This is a genomic window from Mycobacterium sp. 852002-51961_SCH5331710 (assembly GCF_001665535.1).
GTDB lineage: Bacteria > Actinomycetota > Actinomycetes > Mycobacteriales > Mycobacteriaceae > Mycobacterium.
In genome coordinates, this window is record NZ_LZSQ01000035.1 from 87231 (window position 1) to 109765 (window position 22535).

26 protein-coding genes are annotated in these 22535 nt (G+C 66.8%); 18 read left to right on the forward strand and 8 right to left on the reverse strand.

Annotated elements, in window-relative coordinates:
• Positions 1-202: 202 nt before the first annotated feature.
• Genes A5752_RS05375 through A5752_RS05400 form a run of 6 tightly spaced genes read left to right on the forward strand, consistent with a single transcriptional unit; the run spans position 203 to position 4111 of the window.
• The gene (locus A5752_RS05375; protein ID WP_067083084.1) at positions 203-1039 is read left to right on the forward strand and encodes an SH3-like domain-containing protein; all 837 of its coding nucleotides are present in this window, start codon (positions 203-205) and stop codon (positions 1037-1039) included.
• Positions 1036-1755, forward strand: coding sequence for a thiocyanate hydrolase subunit gamma (scnC, locus tag A5752_RS05380; RefSeq protein ID WP_067083086.1), 720 nt, complete (start codon positions 1036-1038; stop codon positions 1753-1755). Before A5752_RS05375 ends, scnC begins: the two co-directional genes overlap by 4 nt.
• A complete protein-coding gene (locus A5752_RS05385; protein WP_067083087.1) occupies positions 1752-2120 on the forward strand; it encodes a thiocyanate hydrolase in 369 nt (122 codons plus the stop codon). Before scnC ends, A5752_RS05385 begins: the two co-directional genes overlap by 4 nt.
• Before the next feature lie 26 nt (positions 2121-2146).
• Complete coding sequence (locus tag A5752_RS05390; protein WP_067083089.1) at positions 2147-2884, forward strand: EthD domain-containing protein; 738 nt, start codon at positions 2147-2149, stop codon at positions 2882-2884.
• Entirely contained in the window at positions 2881-3324 is a 444-nt protein-coding gene (locus A5752_RS05395) for a TIGR03618 family F420-dependent PPOX class oxidoreductase (protein ID WP_067083091.1), read from the forward strand. Before A5752_RS05390 ends, A5752_RS05395 begins: the two co-directional genes overlap by 4 nt.
• A 16-nt stretch (positions 3325-3340) precedes the next feature.
• The gene (locus A5752_RS05400; RefSeq protein ID WP_067083093.1) at positions 3341-4111 is read left to right on the forward strand and encodes an enoyl-CoA hydratase/isomerase family protein; all 771 of its coding nucleotides are present in this window, start codon (positions 3341-3343) and stop codon (positions 4109-4111) included.
• Between the two features lie 7 nt (positions 4112-4118).
• Here the strand turns inward: A5752_RS05400 and A5752_RS05405 are convergent, their stop codons facing one another.
• On the reverse strand, positions 4119-4316 hold the full coding sequence (locus A5752_RS05405; protein WP_067083094.1) for a (2Fe-2S)-binding protein: 198 nt from the start codon (positions 4314-4316) through the stop codon (positions 4119-4121).
• Positions 4317-4326: 10 nt separating this feature from the next.
• Positions 4327-4959, reverse strand: coding sequence for a fatty-acid--CoA ligase (locus A5752_RS05410; RefSeq protein WP_067083096.1), 633 nt, complete (start codon positions 4957-4959; stop codon positions 4327-4329).
• A gap of 241 nt (positions 4960-5200) precedes the next feature.
• Here A5752_RS05410 and bfr point away from each other — a divergent pair, with 241 nt between their 5' ends.
• The 5 genes from bfr (at position 5201) to A5752_RS05435 (ending at position 10253) form a co-directional block, all read left to right on the forward strand.
• Positions 5201-5686: a bacterioferritin gene (gene bfr, locus A5752_RS05415; protein ID WP_067083097.1), complete on the forward strand. Its 486-nt coding sequence runs from the start codon at positions 5201-5203 to the stop codon at positions 5684-5686.
• A gap of 156 nt (positions 5687-5842) precedes the next feature.
• Positions 5843-7891: an MDR family MFS transporter gene (locus tag A5752_RS05420; protein ID WP_067083099.1), complete on the forward strand. Its 2049-nt coding sequence runs from the start codon at positions 5843-5845 to the stop codon at positions 7889-7891.
• 62 nt (positions 7892-7953) lie between these two features.
• Positions 7954-8436, forward strand: a complete 483-nt coding sequence (locus A5752_RS05425) for a carboxymuconolactone decarboxylase family protein (protein ID WP_067083101.1) — start codon at positions 7954-7956, stop codon at positions 8434-8436.
• Positions 8437-8455: 19 nt separating this feature from the next.
• Complete coding sequence (locus tag A5752_RS05430) at positions 8456-9826, forward strand: type I glutamate--ammonia ligase (protein ID WP_067083103.1); 1371 nt, start codon at positions 8456-8458, stop codon at positions 9824-9826.
• A 163-nt stretch (positions 9827-9989) separates the two neighbouring features.
• Positions 9990-10253 (forward strand): hypothetical protein, encoded by a 264-nt coding sequence (locus A5752_RS05435; protein WP_067083104.1) that lies wholly within the window; start codon positions 9990-9992, stop codon positions 10251-10253.
• Between the two features lie 22 nt (positions 10254-10275).
• On the opposite strand, the gene A5752_RS05440 is transcribed toward A5752_RS05435, so the two are convergent.
• Both A5752_RS05440 and A5752_RS05445 read right to left on the reverse strand, forming a co-directional pair.
• Positions 10276-10719 (reverse strand): nuclear transport factor 2 family protein, encoded by a 444-nt coding sequence (locus A5752_RS05440; protein ID WP_067083106.1) that lies wholly within the window; start codon positions 10717-10719, stop codon positions 10276-10278.
• Positions 10709-12499: an N-acyl-D-amino-acid deacylase family protein gene (locus A5752_RS05445; protein ID WP_067083108.1), complete on the reverse strand. Its 1791-nt coding sequence runs from the start codon at positions 12497-12499 to the stop codon at positions 10709-10711. Before A5752_RS05445 ends, A5752_RS05440 begins: the two co-directional genes overlap by 11 nt.
• A gap of 155 nt (positions 12500-12654) precedes the next feature.
• Between A5752_RS05445 and A5752_RS05450 the strand changes: the two genes are divergently transcribed.
• Both A5752_RS05450 and A5752_RS05455 read left to right on the forward strand, forming a co-directional pair.
• Positions 12655-13566, forward strand: a complete 912-nt coding sequence (locus tag A5752_RS05450) for a dienelactone hydrolase family protein (RefSeq protein WP_067083109.1) — start codon at positions 12655-12657, stop codon at positions 13564-13566.
• A gap of 61 nt (positions 13567-13627) precedes the next feature.
• Positions 13628-14026 carry a hypothetical protein gene (locus A5752_RS05455; RefSeq protein ID WP_067083173.1) on the forward strand — a complete coding sequence of 133 codons (399 nt, stop codon included), beginning with the start codon at positions 13628-13630 and terminating at the stop codon, positions 14024-14026.
• A 2-nt stretch (positions 14027-14028) separates the two neighbouring features.
• On the opposite strand, the gene A5752_RS05460 is transcribed toward A5752_RS05455, so the two are convergent.
• Both A5752_RS05460 and A5752_RS05465 read right to left on the reverse strand, forming a co-directional pair.
• Positions 14029-14550 carry a winged helix-turn-helix domain-containing protein gene (locus A5752_RS05460; protein ID WP_082963755.1) on the reverse strand — a complete coding sequence of 174 codons (522 nt, stop codon included), beginning with the start codon at positions 14548-14550 and terminating at the stop codon, positions 14029-14031.
• Positions 14551-14612: 62 nt separating this feature from the next.
• Entirely contained in the window at positions 14613-15362 is a 750-nt protein-coding gene (locus A5752_RS05465) for a MetQ/NlpA family ABC transporter substrate-binding protein (protein WP_067083111.1), read from the reverse strand.
• Positions 15363-15512: 150 nt separating this feature from the next.
• Here A5752_RS05465 and A5752_RS05470 point away from each other — a divergent pair, with 150 nt between their 5' ends.
• The 5 genes from A5752_RS05470 to A5752_RS05490 all read left to right on the forward strand — a co-directional run bounded on the left by A5752_RS05470 (position 15513) and on the right by A5752_RS05490 (position 20756).
• The gene (locus A5752_RS05470; protein WP_067083113.1) at positions 15513-16946 is read left to right on the forward strand and encodes an APC family permease; all 1434 of its coding nucleotides are present in this window, start codon (positions 15513-15515) and stop codon (positions 16944-16946) included.
• Positions 16943-18277, forward strand: coding sequence for a glutamine synthetase family protein (locus A5752_RS05475; RefSeq protein WP_067083114.1), 1335 nt, complete (start codon positions 16943-16945; stop codon positions 18275-18277). The genes A5752_RS05470 and A5752_RS05475 overlap by 4 nt, the downstream gene beginning before the upstream one ends.
• Positions 18274-19494, forward strand: coding sequence for an acyl-CoA dehydrogenase family protein (locus tag A5752_RS05480; protein ID WP_067083116.1), 1221 nt, complete (start codon positions 18274-18276; stop codon positions 19492-19494). Before A5752_RS05475 ends, A5752_RS05480 begins: the two co-directional genes overlap by 4 nt.
• A 90-nt stretch (positions 19495-19584) precedes the next feature.
• Complete coding sequence (locus tag A5752_RS05485) at positions 19585-20061, forward strand: hypothetical protein (protein WP_067083118.1); 477 nt, start codon at positions 19585-19587, stop codon at positions 20059-20061.
• The gene (locus A5752_RS05490; RefSeq protein WP_067083119.1) at positions 20058-20756 is read left to right on the forward strand and encodes an HAD family hydrolase; all 699 of its coding nucleotides are present in this window, start codon (positions 20058-20060) and stop codon (positions 20754-20756) included. Before A5752_RS05485 ends, A5752_RS05490 begins: the two co-directional genes overlap by 4 nt.
• 14 nt (positions 20757-20770) lie before the next feature.
• Here the strand turns inward: A5752_RS05490 and A5752_RS05495 are convergent, their stop codons facing one another.
• Entirely contained in the window at positions 20771-21871 is a 1101-nt protein-coding gene (locus A5752_RS05495) for an Rv2629 family ribosome hibernation factor (RefSeq protein WP_067083121.1), read from the reverse strand.
• Positions 21872-21880: 9 nt separating this feature from the next.
• Positions 21881-22525 (reverse strand): TetR/AcrR family transcriptional regulator, encoded by a 645-nt coding sequence (locus A5752_RS05500; RefSeq protein ID WP_067083123.1) that lies wholly within the window; start codon positions 22523-22525, stop codon positions 21881-21883.
• Positions 22526-22535 lie beyond the last annotated feature (10 nt).

Below are 22535 nucleotides of genomic sequence, written 5' to 3' on the forward strand. Positions count from 1 at the left end.
GCCTGCGGCGACGCGATTTCGGGGTTAAAGTCAGCCGACGGGGTCGGTTCGCAGCAGCGGAGGTGCCGGTGGCGGATATCGCTATCGCGCGAGAATCCGTAGCCGAGGATGACCCGCAGGTCCGAATCACCGACACCCCGTCTCATGAGAACCACCGAGCTGCACCGTGCGCGTCGGCGCCGGGCCTACGAAGGGAATCGTCATGAGCACGGCGGCCGAGCGAGCAGCGCAACTCGAACTGGTGGCCCGGTTGAAGTCGGCCTATCCCGAACTGCCGGATGCGCCGACACCGGATCTCCTCGACCACGACCGGATCACCGCATATCTCAAACCCGTCCATGACGTCGGCGGTGAACCGGACGCGCCGATGAAGTACGAGAACAAGCAGTACGAGCTCTGGGAGCACATGACGTACGTCATCTGCGAAGTGCTGGCGTGGCGCGGTATCTGGCTCTCCGAGGAACGCCGCCGCATCGGCAACGTCGACGTGGGCAGGGCCGAGTATTTGGGGCTTCCGTATTACGGCCGCTGGCTGTTGGCCGTCGCTCGGGTCCTGGTCGAGAAGCATCACATCGGCCTGACCGAGTTGAGCGAACGGATGGCCGAGGTCAAGGCGCGCTACGAGGGCGGTCTGGCGGGCAAGAAGTTGGAAGCCAAGCCCAAATTCGAGGGCGACGGGTCGGACGTCAAACGCAACGCCCATCACAAACACGCGGTGGGCAAGGGCGACCCGCAGGTGTACGCCGGGCAGGCCGGCGACCCGAAGTTCAAGGTCGGCGACGCGGTCATCGTGCGCGAACTGCCGGTCATCTTCTACACCCGGACCCCGGAGTACGTGCGCGGGGCGCGCGGCGAGATCGCGACCGTCGCGTATGAAAGCCCGGCGGCCGAGGACGAGACCTGGGACCGCCCGGCCAAACCGGAATGGTTCTACGTCGTGCGGTTCAACATGTCGGAGTTGTGGCACGGCTACACCGGCACCGGCGACGACGTCATACAGACCGAGATTCCCGAGCACTGGCTGGAGGCCGCCAAATGACACATCACGACCACGACCACGATCACGACCACGAGCGCACCGTCGCGCCGATGGTCGACGAGATCACAGACTTCGAAGTGCTCGAGATCGCGTTGCGTGAACTGTGCATCGAGAAGGGCATCTTCACCGCCGAGGAGCACCGCCGCTTCACCGAGTTCGCCGAACAGATCGGGCCCACTCCCGCCGCGACGCTGGTCGCCAGGGCGTGGCTGGATCCGGAGTTCAAGAAGCTCGCGTTGGCCGAACCCATGACCGCCAGCAAGGAGGTCGGCGTCGACTGGATGGAGCCCACGGGGTTCGGAACACCCAGCGACTTCACAGCTTTCGAGATCCTTGCGGACACCCCGACGCTGCACAACGTGATCGTGTGCGCCCTGTGCTCCTGCTATCCCCGGCCCATCCTGGGCAACTCGCCGGAGTGGTATCGCACGCCCAACTACCGCAGGCGCATGGTCCGCTGGCCGCGTCAGGTGCTGGCGGAGTTCGGCCTGTATCTGCCCGACGACGTCACGGTCCGCGTGCAGGACTCCAACCAGAAGCACCGGTTCATGGTGATGCCCATGCGCCCCGCGGGCACCGAGGACTGGACCGAGGAGCAACTCGCCGAGATCATCACCCGCGACTGCCTGATCGGGGTCGCCCTACCGAAACCGGGCGTCACCACCAACGTCATCACCGACACCCGTCCCGCCGTCCACCCCGCCTCGGAAGCATGAGCGGCACACCGGATCCCGGCATCGAGCAGACGACGGTCGCCCCGCTCGAAGAGATCGTCGAGCGCAATCAGGTCTGGCCGCGGATGGCGGCGAAGTACGGGGTGGAAAACCCTGTGCCGCCGTGGAAGACGAGCCTGGACGGGCTGTGCGACGCGCTCGACCGGGCGGCATGCGATGCCGACATCCCGGACTTCAAGGCGCGCCGCGACGAAGAGGACGCCTTGACCGCGACGCGCTACGCCCAGTTGCCCTATCCGGAGAGCCAACTGGTGTCGTTGGCGCACTCGCTGGTGGCCCGCGGCGTTATCGACGAGAACGAGTTGAGGCAACGGCTGGCCAGTATCCGCGAGCGGTTGGAAGCCTGACCGGCGCGGCACGCTAGGTTCGCCTCGTGGAGAAAGTCATCGTCACGCTGCGGGCTGCCCTGTCCGAAAATGGGGCCGACGACCCGTGGTGTTCGCGGATGCGCGAACAGGTCGTGCCGGATCTGCTGGACCTCGGGATCCCGGGGCTGGCGCTGAACGTGCGCGACGGCGTGGTGCGCGACTCTCTGATGACCCTGACGACGCTCGACCCGCCGGTGGTCGGTTTCGTCAACCTCTGGACCCAGCAGTCTTACGGCGATCAGATGAACGCTGCGCTCGCCCGGCTGCGGCAGGAGGCCGACGTGGTGGCGGCCTATCTGGTCACCGAATCGGTCCCGATGGCGCCACCGCACACCGCGCCGGGGGAGCGGACCGACGGGTTCGCCAATGTCGCGCTGCTGCGCAGACCCGCCGAACTCGACGAGCCGACGTGGTTGCGGCGCTGGCACATCGACCACACGCCCGTGGCCATCGAGACCCAGTCGACGTTCGGATACACGCAGAACGCGGTGGTGCGGGCGTTGACGCCGGACGCACCGCCGATCTCGGCGATCGTCGAGGAACTGTTTCCCTCCGGGGCCCTGGCCGACCTGCACGCGTTCTTCGACGCGGCAGACGACGACGAGTTGCGCGAGCGGATGGACCGCATGGTGACCAGCACGGCCGCCTTCGGTGCCAACCGCGACGTCGACACGGTTCCCACCAGCCGCTACGTGTACCGCACACCGTTCGCGGAAAGCGCTGTTGCGCAGGAGGTTCGATGACAACACTCGACGAGGCCGTCGCGCTGGCCGCCGCCGACAACGGCCTGGCCGTGGTGTCGACACTGCGCGGCGACAACACCATTCAGGCCTCACTGGTCAACGTCGGCAAGCTGACGCATCCGGACAGCGGCGCGACGGTGCTCGGGTTCGTCACCTACGGCAAGGTCAAGCTGGCGAACCTTCGCGCCCGCCCACAGCTGGCGGTGACCTTCCGCCAAGGCTGGCAGTGGGCGACCGTCGAGGGTGAGGCCGAGATCGCCGGGCCCGACGATCCGCAGCCGTGGCTCACCGAACCCGACCGGTTGCGGCTGCTGCTGCGCGAGGTGTTCGAGGCCGCGGGCGGAACCCACGACGACTGGGCCGAATACGACCGCGTGATGGCCGAGCAGCGCCGCACCGTGGTGCTCATCGCACCCACCCGGGTGTACAGCAACGGGTAACGCTTAATCTGCTGCCGTGGCTGAAACGACCCTGCGGATCGACGACGAGAACCGCGTCCGCACCCTGACCCTCAACCGGCCCGACGTGCTCAACGCGTTCAACGAGGAGCTGTATCTCGCGACCGCGACCGCACTGCGACAGGCCGCCGACGATGAGGACATCGGCGTTGTCGTGCTCACCGGTGAGGGACGGGCGTTCAGCGCGGGCAACGATCTGGTCGAGATGCAAAGGCGCATCACCGATCCCGCGTTCAACGAACAAGGCTCTCACTTCACCACGATGATCGACGCGCTCGCCGATTTCCCGAAACCGTTGATCTGCGCGGTCAACGGCGTCGGAGTCGGTATCGGCGCAACGATTCTCGGCTATGCCGACCTGGCCTTCATGGCGACGACGGCGCGGCTCAAGACGCCGTTCACAAGCCTCGGCGTGGCCCCGGAGGCGGCGTCGTCGTACCTGCTGCCGCGCCTGGTCGGCCGGCAGAACGCGGCGTGGCTGCTGATGTCGTCGGAATGGGTGGATGCGGATGAGGCGCACCGGATGGGCCTGGTGTGGAAGGTGTGCCCACCCGAGGACCTATTGGCCGAAACCCGCCGTCACGCCGAGATTCTGGCGTCCCGGCCGATCGCCAGTCTCATGGCCGTCAAGCAGACGATGACGGCGCCGACCCGGGAGGGCATCGCCGCCGCGACGGCGAGGGAGAACGAACAGTTCGCGGTCCTGATGGGCGCCGCGGCGAACGCGAGCGCGCTGGCCGACTTCACCGGCAAGCACAGACCGCAGTAGCCCAGCTTCAGCGACTCACCGCTTTGGGCGTCGCACCGTCGACTTCGCAATGCGCGGCGATGATGGCCCGCAGAGTGCGCCGGCAGCGCCCGCAGTCGCCGCCGGCCCCACAGGCCTCGGCAACCTGTTTGGACGTCCGCGCACCGTTGGCGACGCACTCGGTGACGTCGTGGCTGGTGATCCCCATACACAGACAGACAAACATGGCGCCCCCGTCAACCCTGCTCGTCGATGGTCATCAAGTGGGCGAAGCGGCCGATGAAGTGGCTGGGGTAAGGACCCATCCCGACGTTCGACATCCACTCCGCCGCGGCATCCGGGTGGTCGATCCAGTGCCTGGCGGCGGTCTCGTCCTCGATTTCCTGCAAGATCATGACCTCGTGCCCGTCGTCGAGCGCGCGGTAGACCCAGACCTTGCGCACGCCGCCGCGCTTGAAGCGTTCGACGCCGTCGTGGATCTTGACCATCAGCGCCGACACGTCTTCCACCGACGACATGACGCCCACGACCACCCGGCCGACGTGGTCGGCGGGCGACGGGGGATAGAGGTCGATCTTTTCGACCACCTCGCCGCCGAAGATCGGCGGGATGTCGTCGACGCCGGCGACGTTGAACCACTCGAAGACCGCGGAGGATTGCAGCACCTCGCGAATTGATTTGGCGTTGCGAATTCCAATTGTCACGAGGACGCGGCTGGGCTCCCAAATCGATTCGTACACGACGAGATGGTGGGCACCTATCGACTGCAGATTATCCTGACGCTTTTTGAGCCATTTCCACATTCGCTCGACGTCGGCGACGCGAAAGTCGCACGCGAGAATCAATGAGTGCAGATCGTACTGACCCATCGAATCGCCCTGTCTCCCTCGCGGCCTCGGCAACGGTTAGCAGAGTCTAACCTTACTTAGCCTAGGCAGTCCAGACTAGGCCCCCGATCTGCGCCTCGAGACGCCGGACCGGTTGACAATTCGGTCGAAAACACGCCCCACGCAAGGATTAAAGCGAGCTTGCGGGAGGTAACTGCACTAGCGTGGAAGGTGCATCACCGACAGCGAAGCTTGATCAGCCCTCAAGTGCCTAGGAGCGACCATGCAAGGCGATCCGGACGTCCTCAAACTGCTCAATGAGCAATTGACGAGCGAGCTCACGGCCATTAATCAGTATTTCCTGCATTCGAAGATGCAGGCCAATTGGGGCTTTACCGAACTCGCCGAATACACGCGCAAAGAGTCATTCGAGGAAATGAACCATGCGGAGTCCATCACGAACCGCATTCTGCTTCTCGACGGCCTTCCGAACTATCAGCGACTGTTCTCGCTGCGGATCGGCCAGACCCTGCGCGAGCAGTTCGAGGCCGACCTCGCCATCGAGTACGAGGTGCTGGAGCGCCTGCGGCCGGGCATCATCATGTGCCGCGAGAAGGGCGACGCCACCTCGGCCACGCTGCTCGAGAAGATCCTCGACAACGAGGAAGAGCACATCGATTACCTCGAGACGCAGCTGCAACTGATGGACAAGCTGGGCGAGGAGCTCTACTCGGCCCAGTGCGTCTCGCGCCCCCCGACCTCGCTCTAGCCGCACCTCAATCTCCGCGAGCGTGCGCGTCTGCACACAACACGCCGCCTATCGGCAGCGTTTTGCGCACGCTCGCGGGGGCAATTCTCTCCCGGTACGTAACTTTCATAGCCTGACTAACGATATGGCTGTTGGGTTTCGTATCGGAAGGGAAGTATGACGACTCAGGCCACGTCGGCGGCTGCCGATCCAGAGGTCGGCGGCACGGAAATCGGCTCGCGGCGCCGCAATGCGGTGTTCGTCGCGGTGCTGCTCGGAATGCTGCTTGCCGCGCTGGACCAGACGATCGTCGCCACCGCGTTGCCGACGGTCGTCGCCGACCTCGGCGGCGCGGGCCACCAGTCGTGGGTGGTGACGAGCTACCTGCTGGCGTCGACCATCGTCACGGCGATCGTGGGCAAGCTGGGCGACCTGTTCGGCCGCAAGACCGTCTTCGGCGCCGCCGTGCTGTTCTTCCTGGCCGGCTCCGTGCTGTGCGGCATCGCGACCTCGATGACCATGCTCGTCGCCTCGCGGGCGCTGCAGGGCATCGGCGGCGGCGCGATCATGGTCACCGCGATGGCGTTGATCGGCGAGGTCATACCGCTGCGTGACCGCGGTCGCTACCAGGGTGCCCTCGGCGCGGTGTTCGGCGTCACCACGGTGATCGGGCCGCTGCTCGGCGGGTTCTTCACCGACCACCTCACCTGGCGGTGGGCGTTCTGGATCAACGTGCCCGTCGCACTGGTGGTGCTCGCGGTCGCCGCGGTGGCGATCCCGCCCCTGACGAAGTCCGGCAAGGCCGTCATCGACTACGCGGGCATCGTGTTCGTCGGGCTGGGCGCGTCGGGCCTGACGCTGGCGACGAGCTGGGGCGGCAGCACGTACCCCTGGTCGTCACCCACCATCATTGGGCTGTTCGCCGCCTCGTTCGCGGCCCTGGCGATCTTCGTGTGGGTGGAACTGCATGCCGCCGAGCCGATCCTGCCCATCCGCCTGTTCGCCAGCCCGGTGTTCACCGTGTGTTGCATCCTCGGTTTCATCGTCGGCTTCGCGATGTTGGGCGCGCTGACGTTCCTTCCGACCTTCATGCAGTTCGTCAACGGCGTCTCGGCGACGACGTCGGGCCTGCGCACGCTGCCGATGGTCGCGGGCATGCTGATCACCTCGATCGGCAGCGGCCAGATCGTCGGGCGCACCGGCAGGTACCGGATCTTCCCGATCGCGGGCACCGCGACCATGGCGGTGGCGTTCCTGTTGCTGTCCGGGATGGACGCCGCGACGCCGACCTGGCAACAGTCGCTGTATCTGTTCATCCTCGGCACCGGGATCGGACTGTGCATGCAGGTGCTCGTGCTCGTCGTGCAAAACACCTCGAGCTTCGCCGACCTCGGGGTGGCCACTTCGGGCGTCACGTTCTTCCGCACCATCGGAAGCTCCTTCGGCGCGGCGATTTTCGGCAGCCTGTTCGCCAATTTCCTGGCCAGTCGGATCGGGCCCGCGCTGGTGGTCAGCGGCGCCCCGCCGCGCGCAGCGGAGTCGCCACAAGCCCTACACATGCTGAGCCCGCAGATGGCCGCGCCGGTCATCGACGCCTACGCCGACTCGCTGGGCCGGGTGTTCCTGTTTGCGGTGCCGGTGGCGGTGGTCGGCTTCGTTGTCTCGCTGTTCCTCAAAGAGGTGCAGTTGCGGGAGGTGGAGACGGTGTCGGCCTCCGACCTGGGTGAAGGCTTCGGCATGCCCAGCACCGAATCGCCCGAGAAGATCCTCGAGGTGGCCGTCGGCCGACTGTTCCGCGACTCGCCGGAGATCCGCCTGCGCAGCCTGGCCCGAGAACCCGGATGCGACCTCGACGTCAGCCAGATGTGGGCACTGCTGCAGATCTACCGGCAGAACCAGGTGTTCGGATCGGCGACGCTGACCGACATCGCCGAACGTCTCCGCGTGCCGTACGAGATCATCGAGCCGACCTTCGACGATCTGGTGCGACGCGGCCTGGCGCTTCGCACCGGCGAGCGGCTCTGGCTGACCCAGAACGGGATTCGGCAGGTCGATGCCATTTCGACGGCGATCGTGGGTCGCATCGTCGAAAAGCTGGCCACCTCGCCGACCTTCGAAGGGCGCCCGGACCGGTTCCAGGTCGAGGCGGCGCTGGAGCGCATCGCACACCGAATGCTCCTGCAGCGGGACTGGACCGACGACCGCCAGCTCGTGACCACCGGCTGACCCGCGCGAAGCCGAAACTAGAACGCGTTCCAATTCGAGGCGGGCGGGCGTACGATGCCGCCATGAGTCGAATTGGAGACTTCGCCGACGACGACGCTGCCGCCTGGGTGACGAAATCGCCGGATATCGGTGTCGCGATGGCCGGCTTCACCAATGCGGTCTACACCAAGAACCGGCTGCCGATGCGGGTGCGCGAACTGGCGCGGATGGTCATCGCGTTGGACAACGAATGCGTGGTGTGCCAGAACACCCGTGACTCTGAGGGTCTGGCGGCCGGCGTCGATGAGGACCTCTATGACCACGCGGCCGAGTGGCGGACGTGGCCGGGCTACAGCGAGCAGGAGCGCATCGCCGCCGAGTTCGCCGAACGCTTCGCCAGCGACCACACCGGCCTGCGCGACGACGAGGATTTCTGGCAGCGCTGCCGCGAGCACTTCTCCGATGAACTGCTGACCGACCTGGCGCTCTCGTGCGCGATGTGGTTGGGCATGGGGCGGATGTTGCGCACGCTCGACATCGGCCAAAGCTGCAAGATCACGCTGTAACCGCTGCGAGGCGCGCACAATGGCTGTGGTGAAATCTGCGACGGCCAAACCGCTCGCGGCAGCGGCGATCGCCCAACTCGAGGCCGACGGGGTAGCGACCCTGATCGGCACGGTGGTGAACGCGGCGGGCCTCACGCTCGCCAAGACCGTTCCGTTGCGGCGGATGGGCACGTTCGCCGACCCCGGTCTCGGGGCCAGCCCGGTGTGGCACGTCTTCGCGATCGACCAGAGCGGCATCGTCTTCGGTGACGAGATCGGCGTGGTGGGGGATCAGCGGATTCGGATCGACCTCGGCGCGTTGCGCATCCTCGGCGATGGTTTAGCTTGGGCGCCAGGCAATTTCTTCAACCAGGACGGCACCCCGGACTCGTACTGCAGCCGTGGTGCCCTGGGCCGGGTGGCGGATCGGTTGTCCGACGCCGGGATCAGCACGGTGGTGGGCCACGAAATGGAGTTCGTGCTCGTCGGTCCCGACGGCAGCCGGCTCCCGTCGCACCTGTGGGCCCAGTACGGCCTGGCCGGAGTCTTGGAGTACGAGGGGTTCGTCCGCGACGTGACCGATGCGGCGACAGCGTCGGGCGTCGCGATCGAACAGTTCCACCCCGAGTACGGCGTCAACCAGTTCGAGATCTCGCTGGCCGCGCTGCCGCCGGTCGCGGCCGCCGACGCACTGGTGCTGATGCGGATCATCATCGGCCGGGTCGCGCGGCGGTACGGCATGCGGGTGAGCCTGTCGCCGGTGCCGTTCGCCGGGGAGGTCGGATCGGGTTCGCATCAACACTTCTCGATGAAGCGCGGCGACGTCCCGCTGTTCTCCGACGGCGACGGCGTCAACGGCCTCACCGCCGAGGGGGAGTCAGCGGTGGCGGGGCTGCTCGCCGGACTGCCGGATGCCCAAGGCGTGCTCGCCGGGTCCGTGCTGTCGGGCCAACGCATGCAACCCGGTCACTGGTCCGGAGCAACGGTCTGTTGGGGGACCGAAAACCGCGAAGCCGCAGTGCGATTCCTGATCGGCGGGGTGAGCAACCCCTCGGGAGCCAATGTCGAGGTGAAGGTCATCGATCCGTCGGCCAATCCGTACCTGGCGACGGCGACGATCCTGGGCCTCGCCCTGGACGGGATCAAACAGGGACGGAAGCTTCCGCCGGAGACGACGGTCGATCCCGCCACGCTCACCGACGAGCAGCGACAGCGGGCAGGCATCGTGGCCATGGCGGACAACCAGGCCGATGCCGTCGACGCGCTGGACCGTTCCGAGCTGATGCGCGACATTCTCGGCGACGCGGTCGTCGACTCCGTTGTCGCCGTGCGTTGTTACGAACAGAAGAACTTCGGCGACCTCAGCGCGCAGGACGCTGCCGACAAATTCCGGTTGGCGTGGAGCGTCTGAGTCCTGCCCTGTTGCATTGCCCGGCGGATAGAGAATCCTTCCCAGCGCACTAGCTGAATCTGGCTTTGCGGCGATTCCGGGTGACAAGGCGATCAACGAGTATCGCGATAGTCGCAGCGCATGCGACACACAAAACCCGACAACGTCGAAGAGGAGAAGAGAAATGCCTCGTTCACGCACCACCTCACTTGCCGTGGTGACGGCCGCCGTACTCGGCACGCTCATCACCACGATCGCACCCGTCGCCCACGCCGAGAAACTCTCCGAGAAGACCATCAAGAGCGAATGCGCATCGGCCGGCGGCACCTACACCACCACAACCAAAGGCGGCATGCGGTTCTCCACGTGTGACTACAAAGACAACGAGGGCAACAAGTTCCGTGACTACTACGCCGACGGTGGGTACTACTCGACGCGCCCGTTATGAGCCTATTTGATCAACCGCCGCCTCAGACCAGACCGGTCGCGTCGAACACCCACGACATGTCGGCGTTGGCGAAGTCCTCCATCCAGGTCGGCGGCGCGTTGTTAGCCAGCGCACCCATGTCCCAGTAGTCCTTCCACAGGGTGATCTTGCCGTCCTCGACGCGATGCACCGTGACGAACTGAAGCACGGCTGATTCGCCGGTAGGCCAATGCCATTCCTCGGAATGCTCGTACATGACGTCTGTGCCGTTGTCGACCATAAGGCCGGTGAAGTTCTCGTAGGAGGCCAGCGGCTCGAGGCCGATCTTGAGCCGCTTTACGATGTCCTCCGGACCGCGCGCGGCGGCCGCCGGGCCCACGGGCATGTCGAGGTAGATGCAGTCCTCGGACAGGAAGGTCTTGACCTCCTCCCAGTCACGCGCCGACAGCGCCTTCCACATGCCGAGAACCGTATCCTCAACCGACACTGGTCAATTCACCTTCCTGTGAGGCGGGCGCAGGTGACTTGTGTGCTGCGCGCAGGAAACGCCCGGTCCGCCGTTGGCCGACGAGCTCGGTCTGCTTACCGTCCAAGAAGACCGCACGGCCGCCGACGAACACCGCCGCTACCGTCTCGTCGTTGCGGTTGACCATGCGGGGCAGGCCGCCGTACTGGTCGACACGCTCCTCGGCGTAACGGTCCAGCGAGTCATCGAGGTGGTCCGGGTCGACGATCACGACGTCGGCCCGGTCGCCCATGCGCAGATGCCCGGCGTCCAGCCGGTACCAGTCGGCCAGCTCGCCGGTGAGCCGGTGCACCGCGTGTTCGATTGTCATGAACGGCTTTCCGGCGCGTTCGGCGCTGTGCACATGGCGAAGCAACCGTAACCCCATGTTGTAGAACGCCATGTTGCGCAGGTGCGCGCCCGCGTCAGAGAAGCCCATCTGGATACCCGAGTCCGCCGCGAGCTTCTTGAGCACCTTGGGACGGTGGTTGGAGATCGTGGTGCGCCAGCGCAACGCCGTGCCGTGTTCGAGCACCAAATCGAGGAACGCGTCGACGGGATGCACACCGCCCCGCTCCTGCCCGACCTGGCCGAACGACTTGCCGACGACCGAGGCGTCGGGGCACGCGACGATCTCGGCGTCGAAGAAATCGCGCTGCCACACCCGAATACCGAGCTTGCTCTCGTACTCCTTGCGGAAGCGCCGGCGGTAGGCGGCGTCCCGCATCAACTCATTGCGCTCGACCTCGTCGCGCAGATGCAGCGCCGCCGCACCCGCGCCGAACTCCTCGAACACCACCAGGTCGATGCCGTCGGCGTAGACCTCGAACGGGACGGGCAGGTGCTGCCAACGGAAGTTCCCACCGAGCTTGTTGACCAGCCGGGCCGCCGGGCCCAGGGCGTGGATGCTGTACGGGTTCGACTTCACGTCCGCCGCCGACAACAGGCTGGTCTTGAGCGGGTTGCGGACGATGCCGAGCGACTGCGCCAGCTGCGAGCCGAGGTTGAGCGGGTTCTGAATGTCCGGGCCCGACTGCAGGATTCGGCCAGTGCGTCGCAGCAGCGACTTCAGCCGGCGTAGCTCACGCGGCTTTGCGTACGTCGACGGTAGGGTCCTCGAGCGGCACACGTCGCCGTCGAGCTTGTCGAACACCAGTTGTTGCGAGGACATTCCGACGAACCCGGCCTTGAGCGCCTCGGACAGCCAGCGCTCCATCTGAGCCTGCTCGGCTTTGGTGGGTCGCTGGTCTTTGCGGGTGGCGCGATCGAGTCCCATCGTCGCGGCGCGCATGTCGGAGTGGCCGATGAAGGCCGCGATGTTGGGGCCGAGTGGTCGCGACTCCAGCGCCTGGATGTATTCCTCGCAGTTCGTCCAGGTCTTGTGCTGCTCGACCGCGCCGATCACGTGGTCGCGCGGGATCGCCTCCACCCGGCCGAAGATGTCGCCGGCGTCGCTGGCGTCGACGTGCACGGTGGACAGTGAGCAAGACCCGAGCATCACCGTGGTCACGCCGTGGCGCAGCGATTCGGCGAGGGCCGGCCCGTTGAGCACCTCGACGTCGTAGTGGGTGTGGATGTCGAGCATGCCGGGCAGGACCCACTTGCCGGTGGCGTCGATGACTTGCGGGCAGCCGGTGGCGTCGAGTTCGTCGGGGCTGATCGACACGACGTGCCCGTCGCGGATGCCCAGGTTGCGGACCGCCGACGGGGCACCGGTGCCATCGAACCAGCGGCCGTTGCGGATGATCGTGTCGTAGGTCACCCCGTCATAGAACCGTCCGCCAATTAGCCTGTCAATCGAATCCGTGAACAGATTCGAGATTTTGTCTACTTACTCGACTGACATGCAGTTATTCGCGCGGCCACCTGTCCGCTGGTGGGTTCCGGTGGCGTCGGCATCGGGGCATACTCGCGGAGGTGACCCCTTTGCAGCGGTACATCGCCGAAGAAATCGCCACTGATCACGTCGATGGATTGCTGTCCCGACGCGAAGCGCTGCGCCGGCTCGCGCTGCTGGGTATCGGCACCGCGGGGGCCACGGCGTTGTTCGCCGCATGCAGCCAGAACCGTGAGCCGACGACCGACGCCCCTGCCACGTCGAGCGGCGCCGCCACCGCGAGCGCCCCGCCGCCCGGCAGTGAGAACACCGTGCCCACCACCCCGATCACCTGGGCCGGACCGCGCGGCGAACTGCGGGCCGCGTGGGCCGAAGCCCAGGAGCCACGCGGCGCCGTTCTCGTGATCCACGAGAACAAGGGCCTCAACGACCACATTCGCTCGGTCGCCGGCCGCTTCGCCGGAACCGGATACTCCGCGTTGGCGATCGACCTGCTCTCCGCTCAGGGCGGTACGGCTACCTTCGCCGATCCCGCCGAGGCGACGGCCGCGCTGGGCAAGATCCCGCCGGAGGACGCGATCGCCGACCTGAAATCGGGTGTGGACGAACTGCAGAAACGCGTACCCGGCAAGAAGGTCGCCGCCGTCGGCTTCTGCATGGGCGGTGGTTACGTGTGGCGGCTGTTGGCCGCCGGTGAACCCAGGCTGTCGGCCGCTGTGCCGTTCTACGGACCAACGCCGGACAATCCCGACTTCTCTGGCTCTAAAGAGGTTGCGGTGCTTGGCATTTACGCGGCACAGGATCAGCGGGTCAACGCCACCGAACCCGTCGCGCGGGCCGCGCTCGAGAAGGCGGGCCTGGTCTTCGAGTTGGTCACCGAACCCGACGCCAACCACGCGTTCTTCAACAACACCGGGGAGCGGTACAACGCGGCGGCAGCGGCCGACGCGTGGCGCCGCGTGCAGGACTGGTTCAGCCGCTACCTGGCCTGATGTCGTGCTTACGCAAGGAAAGGCAGCACATGAGGGCCCGGTGGTGGCCTACGATCCGAAGATGATCAGGTCGCTGATGGTCGCGGTCTTCACCGTTGCCCTGAGCTGTCTGTCGGTGACCGCGGTGGCGGACGCCGAGCCGGCCGATCCGCCATGCACCTTCACGCTCTCGGCACCGCACGTCGTCCAGGTGTCGGGCACCGACATGGTGGCGGTGACGATGACGCCTGCCGACTGCAACGGCGGCACGCCCTATCAGTCGGTCGCCTGCGTCGAACTCCAGGGCAGCCCCGGGCCGCAGCGATGCGAGCAGAACAACGGTCTGCTGACCGCGCTGGCGTACTACTCGCCGTACCAACCGGGCGCCACCTATGTGGCCACCGGCCGCGGTTGCTCGACGGCGGGCAACCCTCCCGAACCGGTCTGCCGGCCGTGGGGACCGTTGGCCGCCACGCTCTGACGTCACGCCGCGACGTACACCTCGGGTCCGGGATCGAAGCGGTACCCGCGGCTGCGGATCGTCGTCAGGACTCCGGCGAACCGGCCTAGTTTGGCTCGTATCCGACGGATGTGGGTGTCGACGGTCCGCCGCGAATCACCTGGCGACCGGTCCTGCCAGACCTGGGCGATCAACTCGTCGCGCGAAATGACGGTGCCCGGCCGTGTCGCGAAGTGGCACAGCAATTCGAACTCGCGGTAGGTCATCCGCACACACTGCCCGTCGACACGCACCTCGCGCGCGGCCCGGTCGATCGACAACCCGGTGGCCGGTCGGGGCCGGTGACGCGGCGTGGAGGCGCGGGTGATAGCCGCCTCGCGCACCCGGACGCCGGGAACCGACGTGGCGATGAGGCGTCCGTACTCGTCCGCGAGATGCGCTGTGCGGCCCGCTAATACGGGTGAGTCGTGGGGGATGTCGAAAACCAGCACCACCTGAAGCTCGGCAGCGATCATGCCCTGCCGATGCGAGGCGGACTGGTACACCCCATCACTGTCATCGCGCCCGACCGTGCGGCCCAGCTTTTCGCTCGCCCTGAGCACAACGCCTAGAACGCCGCCAGCACCTGACCCGCGTACGTGGTGGTGATGAACTCCCGGGTCGATTCGCAGTTCAGCGCGTGGGCCAGCGCACGCACCGCGACGCCGTCATGGTTGTCGGGTCTGGCCACCAGATATTCGGAGTACGCCGGGTTTCCACGGTCGCAGTACAGGGCGCTGCCGATGTCGACGCCCCATTCCATCGCCTGGTTGCCGAACAGGAAGACCACGTCGAAGTCCTCGCGCAGTTCGCCCAGCGTCCAACTGGTCAGCTCCTTGAAGATCAGCCGGCGTGGGTTGGCCCTGATGTCGGTCAAACCCACTAGGCCCTTGCGCGCACGCACACACTCGATCAGCCCCAGGTCGTCGAGCATCACCAGCGACCGGTCGACGTTGACCGGGTCCGACGGCAGCGCCACTTCGGCGTAATCGGGAATGGCGGCCACGTCGGCGATCTCGGTGGAGTACAACCCGAACGGCTCGATGTGCACCGGCACGACCGGCACCAGGAGGTTTCCCGTGCGACGGTTGAAGTCGTCCAGGAACGGCAGGTACTGGAAGAAGTTCGCGTGCAGACGTCCCGCGGCGAGCAACTCGTTGGGTTCGTCGAAACTCTCGAATATCTCGATCTGCAGGTCGATGTCGTGTCGCACCATCAGATCCCGTGCATGATCGAGGATCTCGGCGTGCGGCACCGGTGTGGCCCCCACCCGCAGCGGGCGCCCCCTGGCCCGCACCGCTCGCACCGAGCTGCTCACCGCCCGAAGACTACAGAGGCGGCCGAGGTGTGCAAGTCCGCCCGAATGTGTCCAATTGTTACTACCTAGGACTCACGGTGACTTCAGATGTGGTGCCACGCAGCGCGTTATCCCTATCGTGCCCGTAACTACCACCGAAGGACGCAGTACATGTCTGAAATCGTCGCGCCTCCAGAAGCTTTGAGCGAGGAAGCCGGAGCGCCCGCACGCAAGCTGCGGGGCAATCTCGGGGTGCCCGCCATCGTGTTCATGGTCGTCGCCGCGGCGGCACCACTCGGTGTGATCGGCGGTGTCGTCCCGCTGGGGCTGGCCTCGGGCAACGGCGCCGGGTTCCCTGCGACCTTCGTCGCCGCCACCATCGTGCTGCTGTTCTTCGCGGTCGGTTTCACCGCACTGACTCCCTACGTCGAGGAGGCGGGGGCGTTCTTCTCCTATGTCCGCAAGGCTCTGGGTTTTCCGGTCGGCATCGGCATCGCGTTCGTCGCACTCCTGAGCTACGTCGCGCTGGAGGCCGGCGTCTACGGCCTACTCGGCCCGGCAGGCGTCAGCGTCGTCGAACTGTTCGGCGGCCCCACCCTTCCGTGGTGGTTGTTCGCCGCGGTCGCCTTCGTGGTCACCACCTATCTCGGTTACCGCAACATCGAGCTGTCCAGTCGGGTGCTCGCCGTGCTCCTGACCGCCGAGATCGCGATCGTGTTGGTCCTCGACCTGGTGATCGTCGTGCAGGGCGGCGACCACGGGCTGTCCAGCGGCATCGTCAATCCGAACGCAATCTTCTCCGGCTCGTTGGGCATCGGGTTGTTGTTCGCGCTGATCAGTTACGTCGGGTTCGAGGCCACCGCGATCTTCCGGGACGAGGCCCGCACCCCGGAACGGACCATCCCGCGCGCCACCTACGCCGCCTTGCTCCTCATCGGCGTGTTCTATGCGGTCACCAGCTGGGCGTTGATCTCGGGCTGGGGCGACGAGCAGGCCATCACCCAGGCCACCGAGGCGGGCGGCACATTCCTGGCCGACACCGCCCAGCGCTACATCGGCCTCGTCGGCACCGACATCATCACCGTCCTCTATTTCACCAGCCTGTTCGCCTGCATCCTGGCCTTCCACAACGTCGCGTCGCGCTACGTGTTCGCGCTGTCGCAGCGCGACGTGCTTCCCGCGTCGTTGAGCTATCCGCACACCAAACACGGCTCGCCGCACCAGGCTTCGCTGTGGATCTCCGGTGTCGTCGCGGTGAGTATCGCGCTGGCGGTGGTCTTCACGCTCGACCCGGCCGCGCAGTTCTACACCTGGTTCGCCGGCACGACGACCGTCGGATTCGTGGTGCTGCTGATCGCCACGTCGGTTTCGGTTCTGGTGTTCTTCGCTCGCGATCGGCGGGGCCATTCACAGTGGCGGGTGCGTATCGCACCGGCGCTGGGGCTCGTCGGGCTGACCGCGGCGCTGGTGCTGATTCTCGCCAACCTGAGGGATCTGGTGGGTGGTTCGAGCATCCTCGCCTGGATCGTCATCGGGCTGCTGGTCGGCTCCTTCGCCGTCGGCACAGTCGTCGGCACCCGCGTCGGGGAACAGGCCCACACATGACGCAGACGATCGAATCCGCTCCGGCGGCCGAGCGAGAACTGCTGGCCCGCCTCGACGACGGCTCCCTGACCGAGATCGAGGTCGCGTGGAGCGATCCGTTCGGCCACGCTCAGGGCAAGCGCATCCCGGCGGCTCAGTTCCTCGAACGCGCGCGCGGCGCCGGGTTCGCGTTCTGCGAGGCGTCGCTGGGCTGGAACACCGACGGAACCGTGATCGAGTCGTTGCGGCTCACGAACTGGGACGGCGGCTATCCCGACGTGTACGCCGTACCCGACCTGACCACCTTCCGCCCACTGCCGTGGCGGCCCGGCGTCGGCCATGTCATCGCCGATGTCGTTGCGCACGACCGCAATCCGTCGCTGCTGGATCCGCGCGCCGTCCTGCGGCGGGTGCTGGCGCGGCTCGCCACCCACGGCTACACGGCCAAGGTCGGCGTGGAACTGGAGTTCTATCTGCTCGACCCCGACGGGTCGCCGTTTCAACACGACATCCACGCCTACTCGCTGGAGAACGCCAACGCGCTCGACCCGCTGATCACCGACCTATACGAAACCCTCGGCGCTTTCACCCGATTGGAGGGCATCCAGACCGAGTACGGCCCGGGGCAGGTCGAAACGAACCTCGTCTACACCGACGCGCTCGAGGCGGCCGACGACGCCGCGCGGCTCAAATACGCCGCCAAGGAGGTAGCCCGCAAACACGGCAAACTGGCGTCCTTCATGCCCAAGCCGTTCACCGAGCACTCCGGCAGTTCCGCTCATCTGCACATCTCGTTGTGGCACGACGGCGCACCGGCTTTCGCGCCGGTCGACGGCGGCGAGAACGACCTGGCGCTGCGGGCGATCGCGGGACTGCTCGAGCATCTACCGTCGATCACATTGTTCGGTGCCCACTCGGTGAACGCCTACCGTCGCTTCGCACCCGATTCGTTCGCCCCCACGACGGTGACGTGGAGCCGCGACAATCGCAGTGCCGCGGTGCGCTCCCTGGTCGAGTCCGATCCGAACGCCACCCGGATCGAATTGCGTAGCGGTGCCTCTGATTCGAATCCCTACTGGCTGGTCGCCTCGGCGCTGGCCGCGGTGGTCGCCGGTATCGAGGCGGGCCGCACACCGGCCGAGCGCGGCGAGGGCAATCTCTACGGCAGCGGAGCACCGCTGCCGGAGTCCCTCGGGGTGGCGCTGGCGTTGGCCACCCAGGACGACACGATCACGGAGATCCTCGGTGCGGATTCCGTGCACGACTTCGCCGCGATCGCCCGCAGCGAGTGGGAGCAGTACATCGGCCATGTCAGCGACTGGGAACGCCGACGCTATCTGGCCAATTCATGACGCACGCACCACGGCCCGCGTACGTCGACGATGTGTTGGGTGGCTCCACGGAAGACAGGTTGGTCAGGTTGCCCCCGATCGTCGACGACCTCAGCAAGGCCGATGCGGAGGCCGAACGTGAGCGGGTGCTGCAGTACGACGCCGTCGAGCGCCTGCGTCACGCCGGCCTTCTCGGGCTGCGGGTTCCCGTCCGCTACGGCGGGCCCGGGGCCAGCGCGCGCCAAGTGCTCTCGACTGTCATCGCGATCGCCCGCGGTAGTTCCAATGTGGCACAGGCCCTTCGGCCGCACTTCGGGTTCGCCGAGCGGCTTCTGAGCAACCGCGCCACCGAGGCCGACCGGGAACACTGGTTTCCGCGGATCAACGACGGCGCGGTCTTCGGCAACGCCATCACCGACGGCAACGGCAAATCGCCGTCGAGTTCGGAAACCCGCCTGGTTGCCGACGCCGAAGGTGTCCTGCGACTCAACGGCTACAAGTTCTATTCCACCGGAACGCTTTTCGCCGACCTCATCGCGGTTTCCGCCGTAGACGCCGACGGCAGGGACCTGCAGGCGATCATCCCGGCCGATCGTGACGGCGTCGAACTCTACGACGATTGGGACGGTTTCGGTCAGCGCGCCACGGCCAGTGGCGGCACCCGGTTCACCGACGTGATCGTGCACCCGGTGGAGGTGACCACCGTGTCCGACGGCAAGCGCCTCGGACACGGCACGGCGTTTCTGCAGTTGTATCTGGCTGCCGTAACAGCGGGTATCGCGCATGCCGTCACCGACGACGCGGTCACCTACGTGCGGACGAAGGCGCGCCCGGCGTCGCACTCATTGGCCGACTCGGCATCCGGGGATCCGTTCGTGTTGCAGGCAGTCGGCAGCATCGCCGCCGATGCCGCCGCCGCCGAAGCGCTCGTCCTTGCCGCCGCCGACGAGATCGACGAGGTGGTCGACCGCGGCAGGCAGGACGATCCCGACTCCCTCGCCGAACTGGCGATTTCGGTGGCCAAAACGCAGTTGGTGACGGAACGTCTGGCCCTGACTGCCGCCGAGCGGTTGTTCGACACCGGGGGAGCGTCGGCCACCGCACGATCGCGCAACCTCGACCGGCATTGGCGCAACGTCCGAACGATCGCCAGCCACAGTCCGTTGGCCTACAAGGCTCACGCCGCCGGCAATCACGCGGTCAACGGCGTCTGGCCGCCCGCCAACGGCTACTTCTGAGCACGCGCCGTTTAGGCACGGTCCCGCCCGGGCACACGCAGAATTAGCGGGTTCGTCAATGAGCCGGCTCGACAAATCAGAGGAGCCGACATGGATAGCAACGTCATCGTGTGGATCATCGTCGCCATCGCTGTCATCGCCGCCATCGTGCTGGTGGCGGTCCTGGCACGCAATGCGCGCAACAAGCGCCGTCGCCTCGAAGCCGAGCGCCTCCGCACCGAGGTCGACCAGAAGTCGCAGCATCTCCAGAAGCGCGAGACCGTGGCTCAGGAAACCGAGGCACGCGCCCGCGCCGCGCAGGCCGAGGCGGAGGCGAAAGCCGCTGAGGCGGCCCGCCTGCAGGATGCGGCGCGTACGCACCGCGATGCGGTGACCACCAAGCGCGACGAACTCGACGAACAGCGCGCCCGCGCCGACGCCCTGGACCCGAAGACCCGCGCGTCCGAACCGGTCGCGGATGCCACGCACACCAAGACCGACGGTGTGCGAGACGATTTCGCCGCGCGGCCCGATCACACCCGGGCTCCCGATCACACCCGGGCTCCCGAGCAGCAGCGCCGGCCGTGACCGGCGAAGCCAAAAACGTTTCGGCCGTCCTGTTCGACATCGACGGCACGCTGGTCGACTCGAACTACCTGCACGTGCACGCGTGGTACCGGGCGTTCGAGGAGGCCGGCCACCCGGTCGAGGCCTGGCGTATTCACCGCTCCATCGGAATGGACGGTACGACGCTGGTCGAGACCTTGGCGGCGAACGCCGACGCGGAGGCCCGTAGCCAGGCCAAGGACCTGCACTCGCGCTACTACAAGGAATTGGCACCGCATCTCAAACGGTTGCCGGGCGCCCGCGAACTGCTCGAGGCGGTGCACAAACTCGACATCCGGGTCGTATTGGCCACCTCGGCGCCCGAGGAGGAACTGTCGATGCTGCGCGAGGTGCTCGACAGCGATCACCTGGTGTACGCGGTGACCTCGTCGGAGGACGTCGACACCGCCAAACCCGAACCCGACATCGTCGAGATCGCGCTTCAACGCGCGGGTGTGCCCGCCGCACACGCCGTGTTCGTCGGTGACACCGTCTGGGACGTGGAGGCCTGTAAGCGGGCAGGCGTGGACAGCATCGGAGTGCTCAGCGGAGGAGTTTCCCGCGGAGAGCTCGAAAAGGCCGGAGCACAACGCGTTTTCGAGCATCCGCTGGAGTTGTGCCAGCATCTCGACGACACCTCGATCGCCGCGCTGGCCAACATCGTCGGAGCCCGCTGACCGAGCGCCCGGCGTCAGCGGGGCAGCGCGTAGCGCAGGATCGCTGCGACGCCGTCGGCCGGATCGATGCGCTCATCGGTGCGGATCAGTGCGGCGCCGGTGGTGATCGCGGCCATCGGCAGCGCCTCGTCGGCCCGCAACGTCTGGCTGGGAGCGGTTCCGAGCTCGGACAGCACATCGGCGTTCGGCGCGATCGTGGTGAGGTCGTCGCCGGCGACGACAGTCGCATCCCCGACGTCGCCGATGATCAGGGTCTCCACCGCACCCGCCCGCAGCGCGGCGGTGACGCCGTCAAGGCCCTCGGTCGCCATGCCCTCGCCGCGTCCGAGTTCGGCTGTCAGGCGTTGCGCGGCGTCGTCGATCTCGGCGATCCGGCGGCGCTGGAACTCCTGGTCGATTTCGTGTCGCAAATCCGCGTCGTCGAATCCGCTATGACGTGCGCCGACGTTGACTTCGACGGCCAGCGAGGCCACCCGCTCGGGTAGTTGGGAGGTGAGGTCGGTGCGCGACTGCACCTCGCCGACGACGAACACGACCTCGGGCTTGGCGTCGTCGACCAACGTGGTCAGCTGGCTCGCGACCGCGCGGATGTTTTGTTGTCGCGCGCCCTCGCTGGCTCGCTGCGGATCGCCGTATCCCGGCGACTCGGCACCCGACGCCTTGTGCACCGGATACGCGTCGCCGTCGACGGTGTCCGACACGGCGGTGCCCTCGCGGAACAGCGTGATGTCGCCACCTTCGTGGTCGACGATGACGACCGCGTACGTCGGTCGGTCGAGTCCGTGTTCGACGACGGGGACGATGTAGGGCAGCGCCGAGACGCGGACGACGGGATCGATGGGTCGGATCAGGTGTTCGTTGACGAGCACACCGTCGGCGCTGGCCACGACGGCGCGGCCGCTTGGCCCCACCGGGGGAGCCGCGTCCGAGACGGCCTGCTCGATGCTCTCCGTCACCGCCGGATCGGCGCCTTGGCGCTCGAGCTGTTCGCGCAGCGAGCGCCACTTCAGTTCCATCTGGGCGGCCGCGTCGGCGGTGTTGTGGGAGTCGTCGAAGTACACCGATGCGTAGGGGCCGTTCGAGGTCAGCAGGGTACGAAAGTGATCGGGATGCATGGCCGTCGGTTACCCATGCAGGAGCTGACGACACAAGCTTTCGGCAAGCCACGCGCTGAACCGTTTCGACGACCACCCGCGCACTCGCACCAGGCGGTCGTAGAGCAGGGGATCGGTCGACAACCACGCGATGTCCGCCGCCTCGGCCCGTTTCAGTGCGCGGTCGAGCGCCCCCAGCTGCGTGAGCCGGTCGACGATGCGGCGCGCACCATCGAGCCGCTGCCGCTCGAAGCGTGCCGCCAGCTCCCGCGCCTCGGCGTCGGTCCCCGCGGCGACCTCCAGCGCCGCGAACAACCGCGCCGTGCGCGTGTCGATCGCGGTGATGACGCCGGCCCAGCTGCGCAGCAGGGTGGCGGCGTCGGTACCGGCCAGCAGCGCGCGCATCTCGTCGCGATCGGTCAACGTCACCGGCTCGTCATCGCCGGCGACCGCCCATTCCATCGCCAACCTCAGGAGATCCACCTTGCCGCCGACCGAGCTGAACACCGTCTTGCGGCTCACGCCTGCGGCGGCCGCGACAGCGTCGATGGTCGTCGCCGCATAGCCCTCCTCGACGAACAACCGCTGCGCCGCCTCGACGATCCTGCGCCGCGTCTGTCCTGCCTGCGCAGCGCGCAGCTGCGACGAGTAGCGCCGCTTGACAGAGTCCGTCATTCGAGTGACC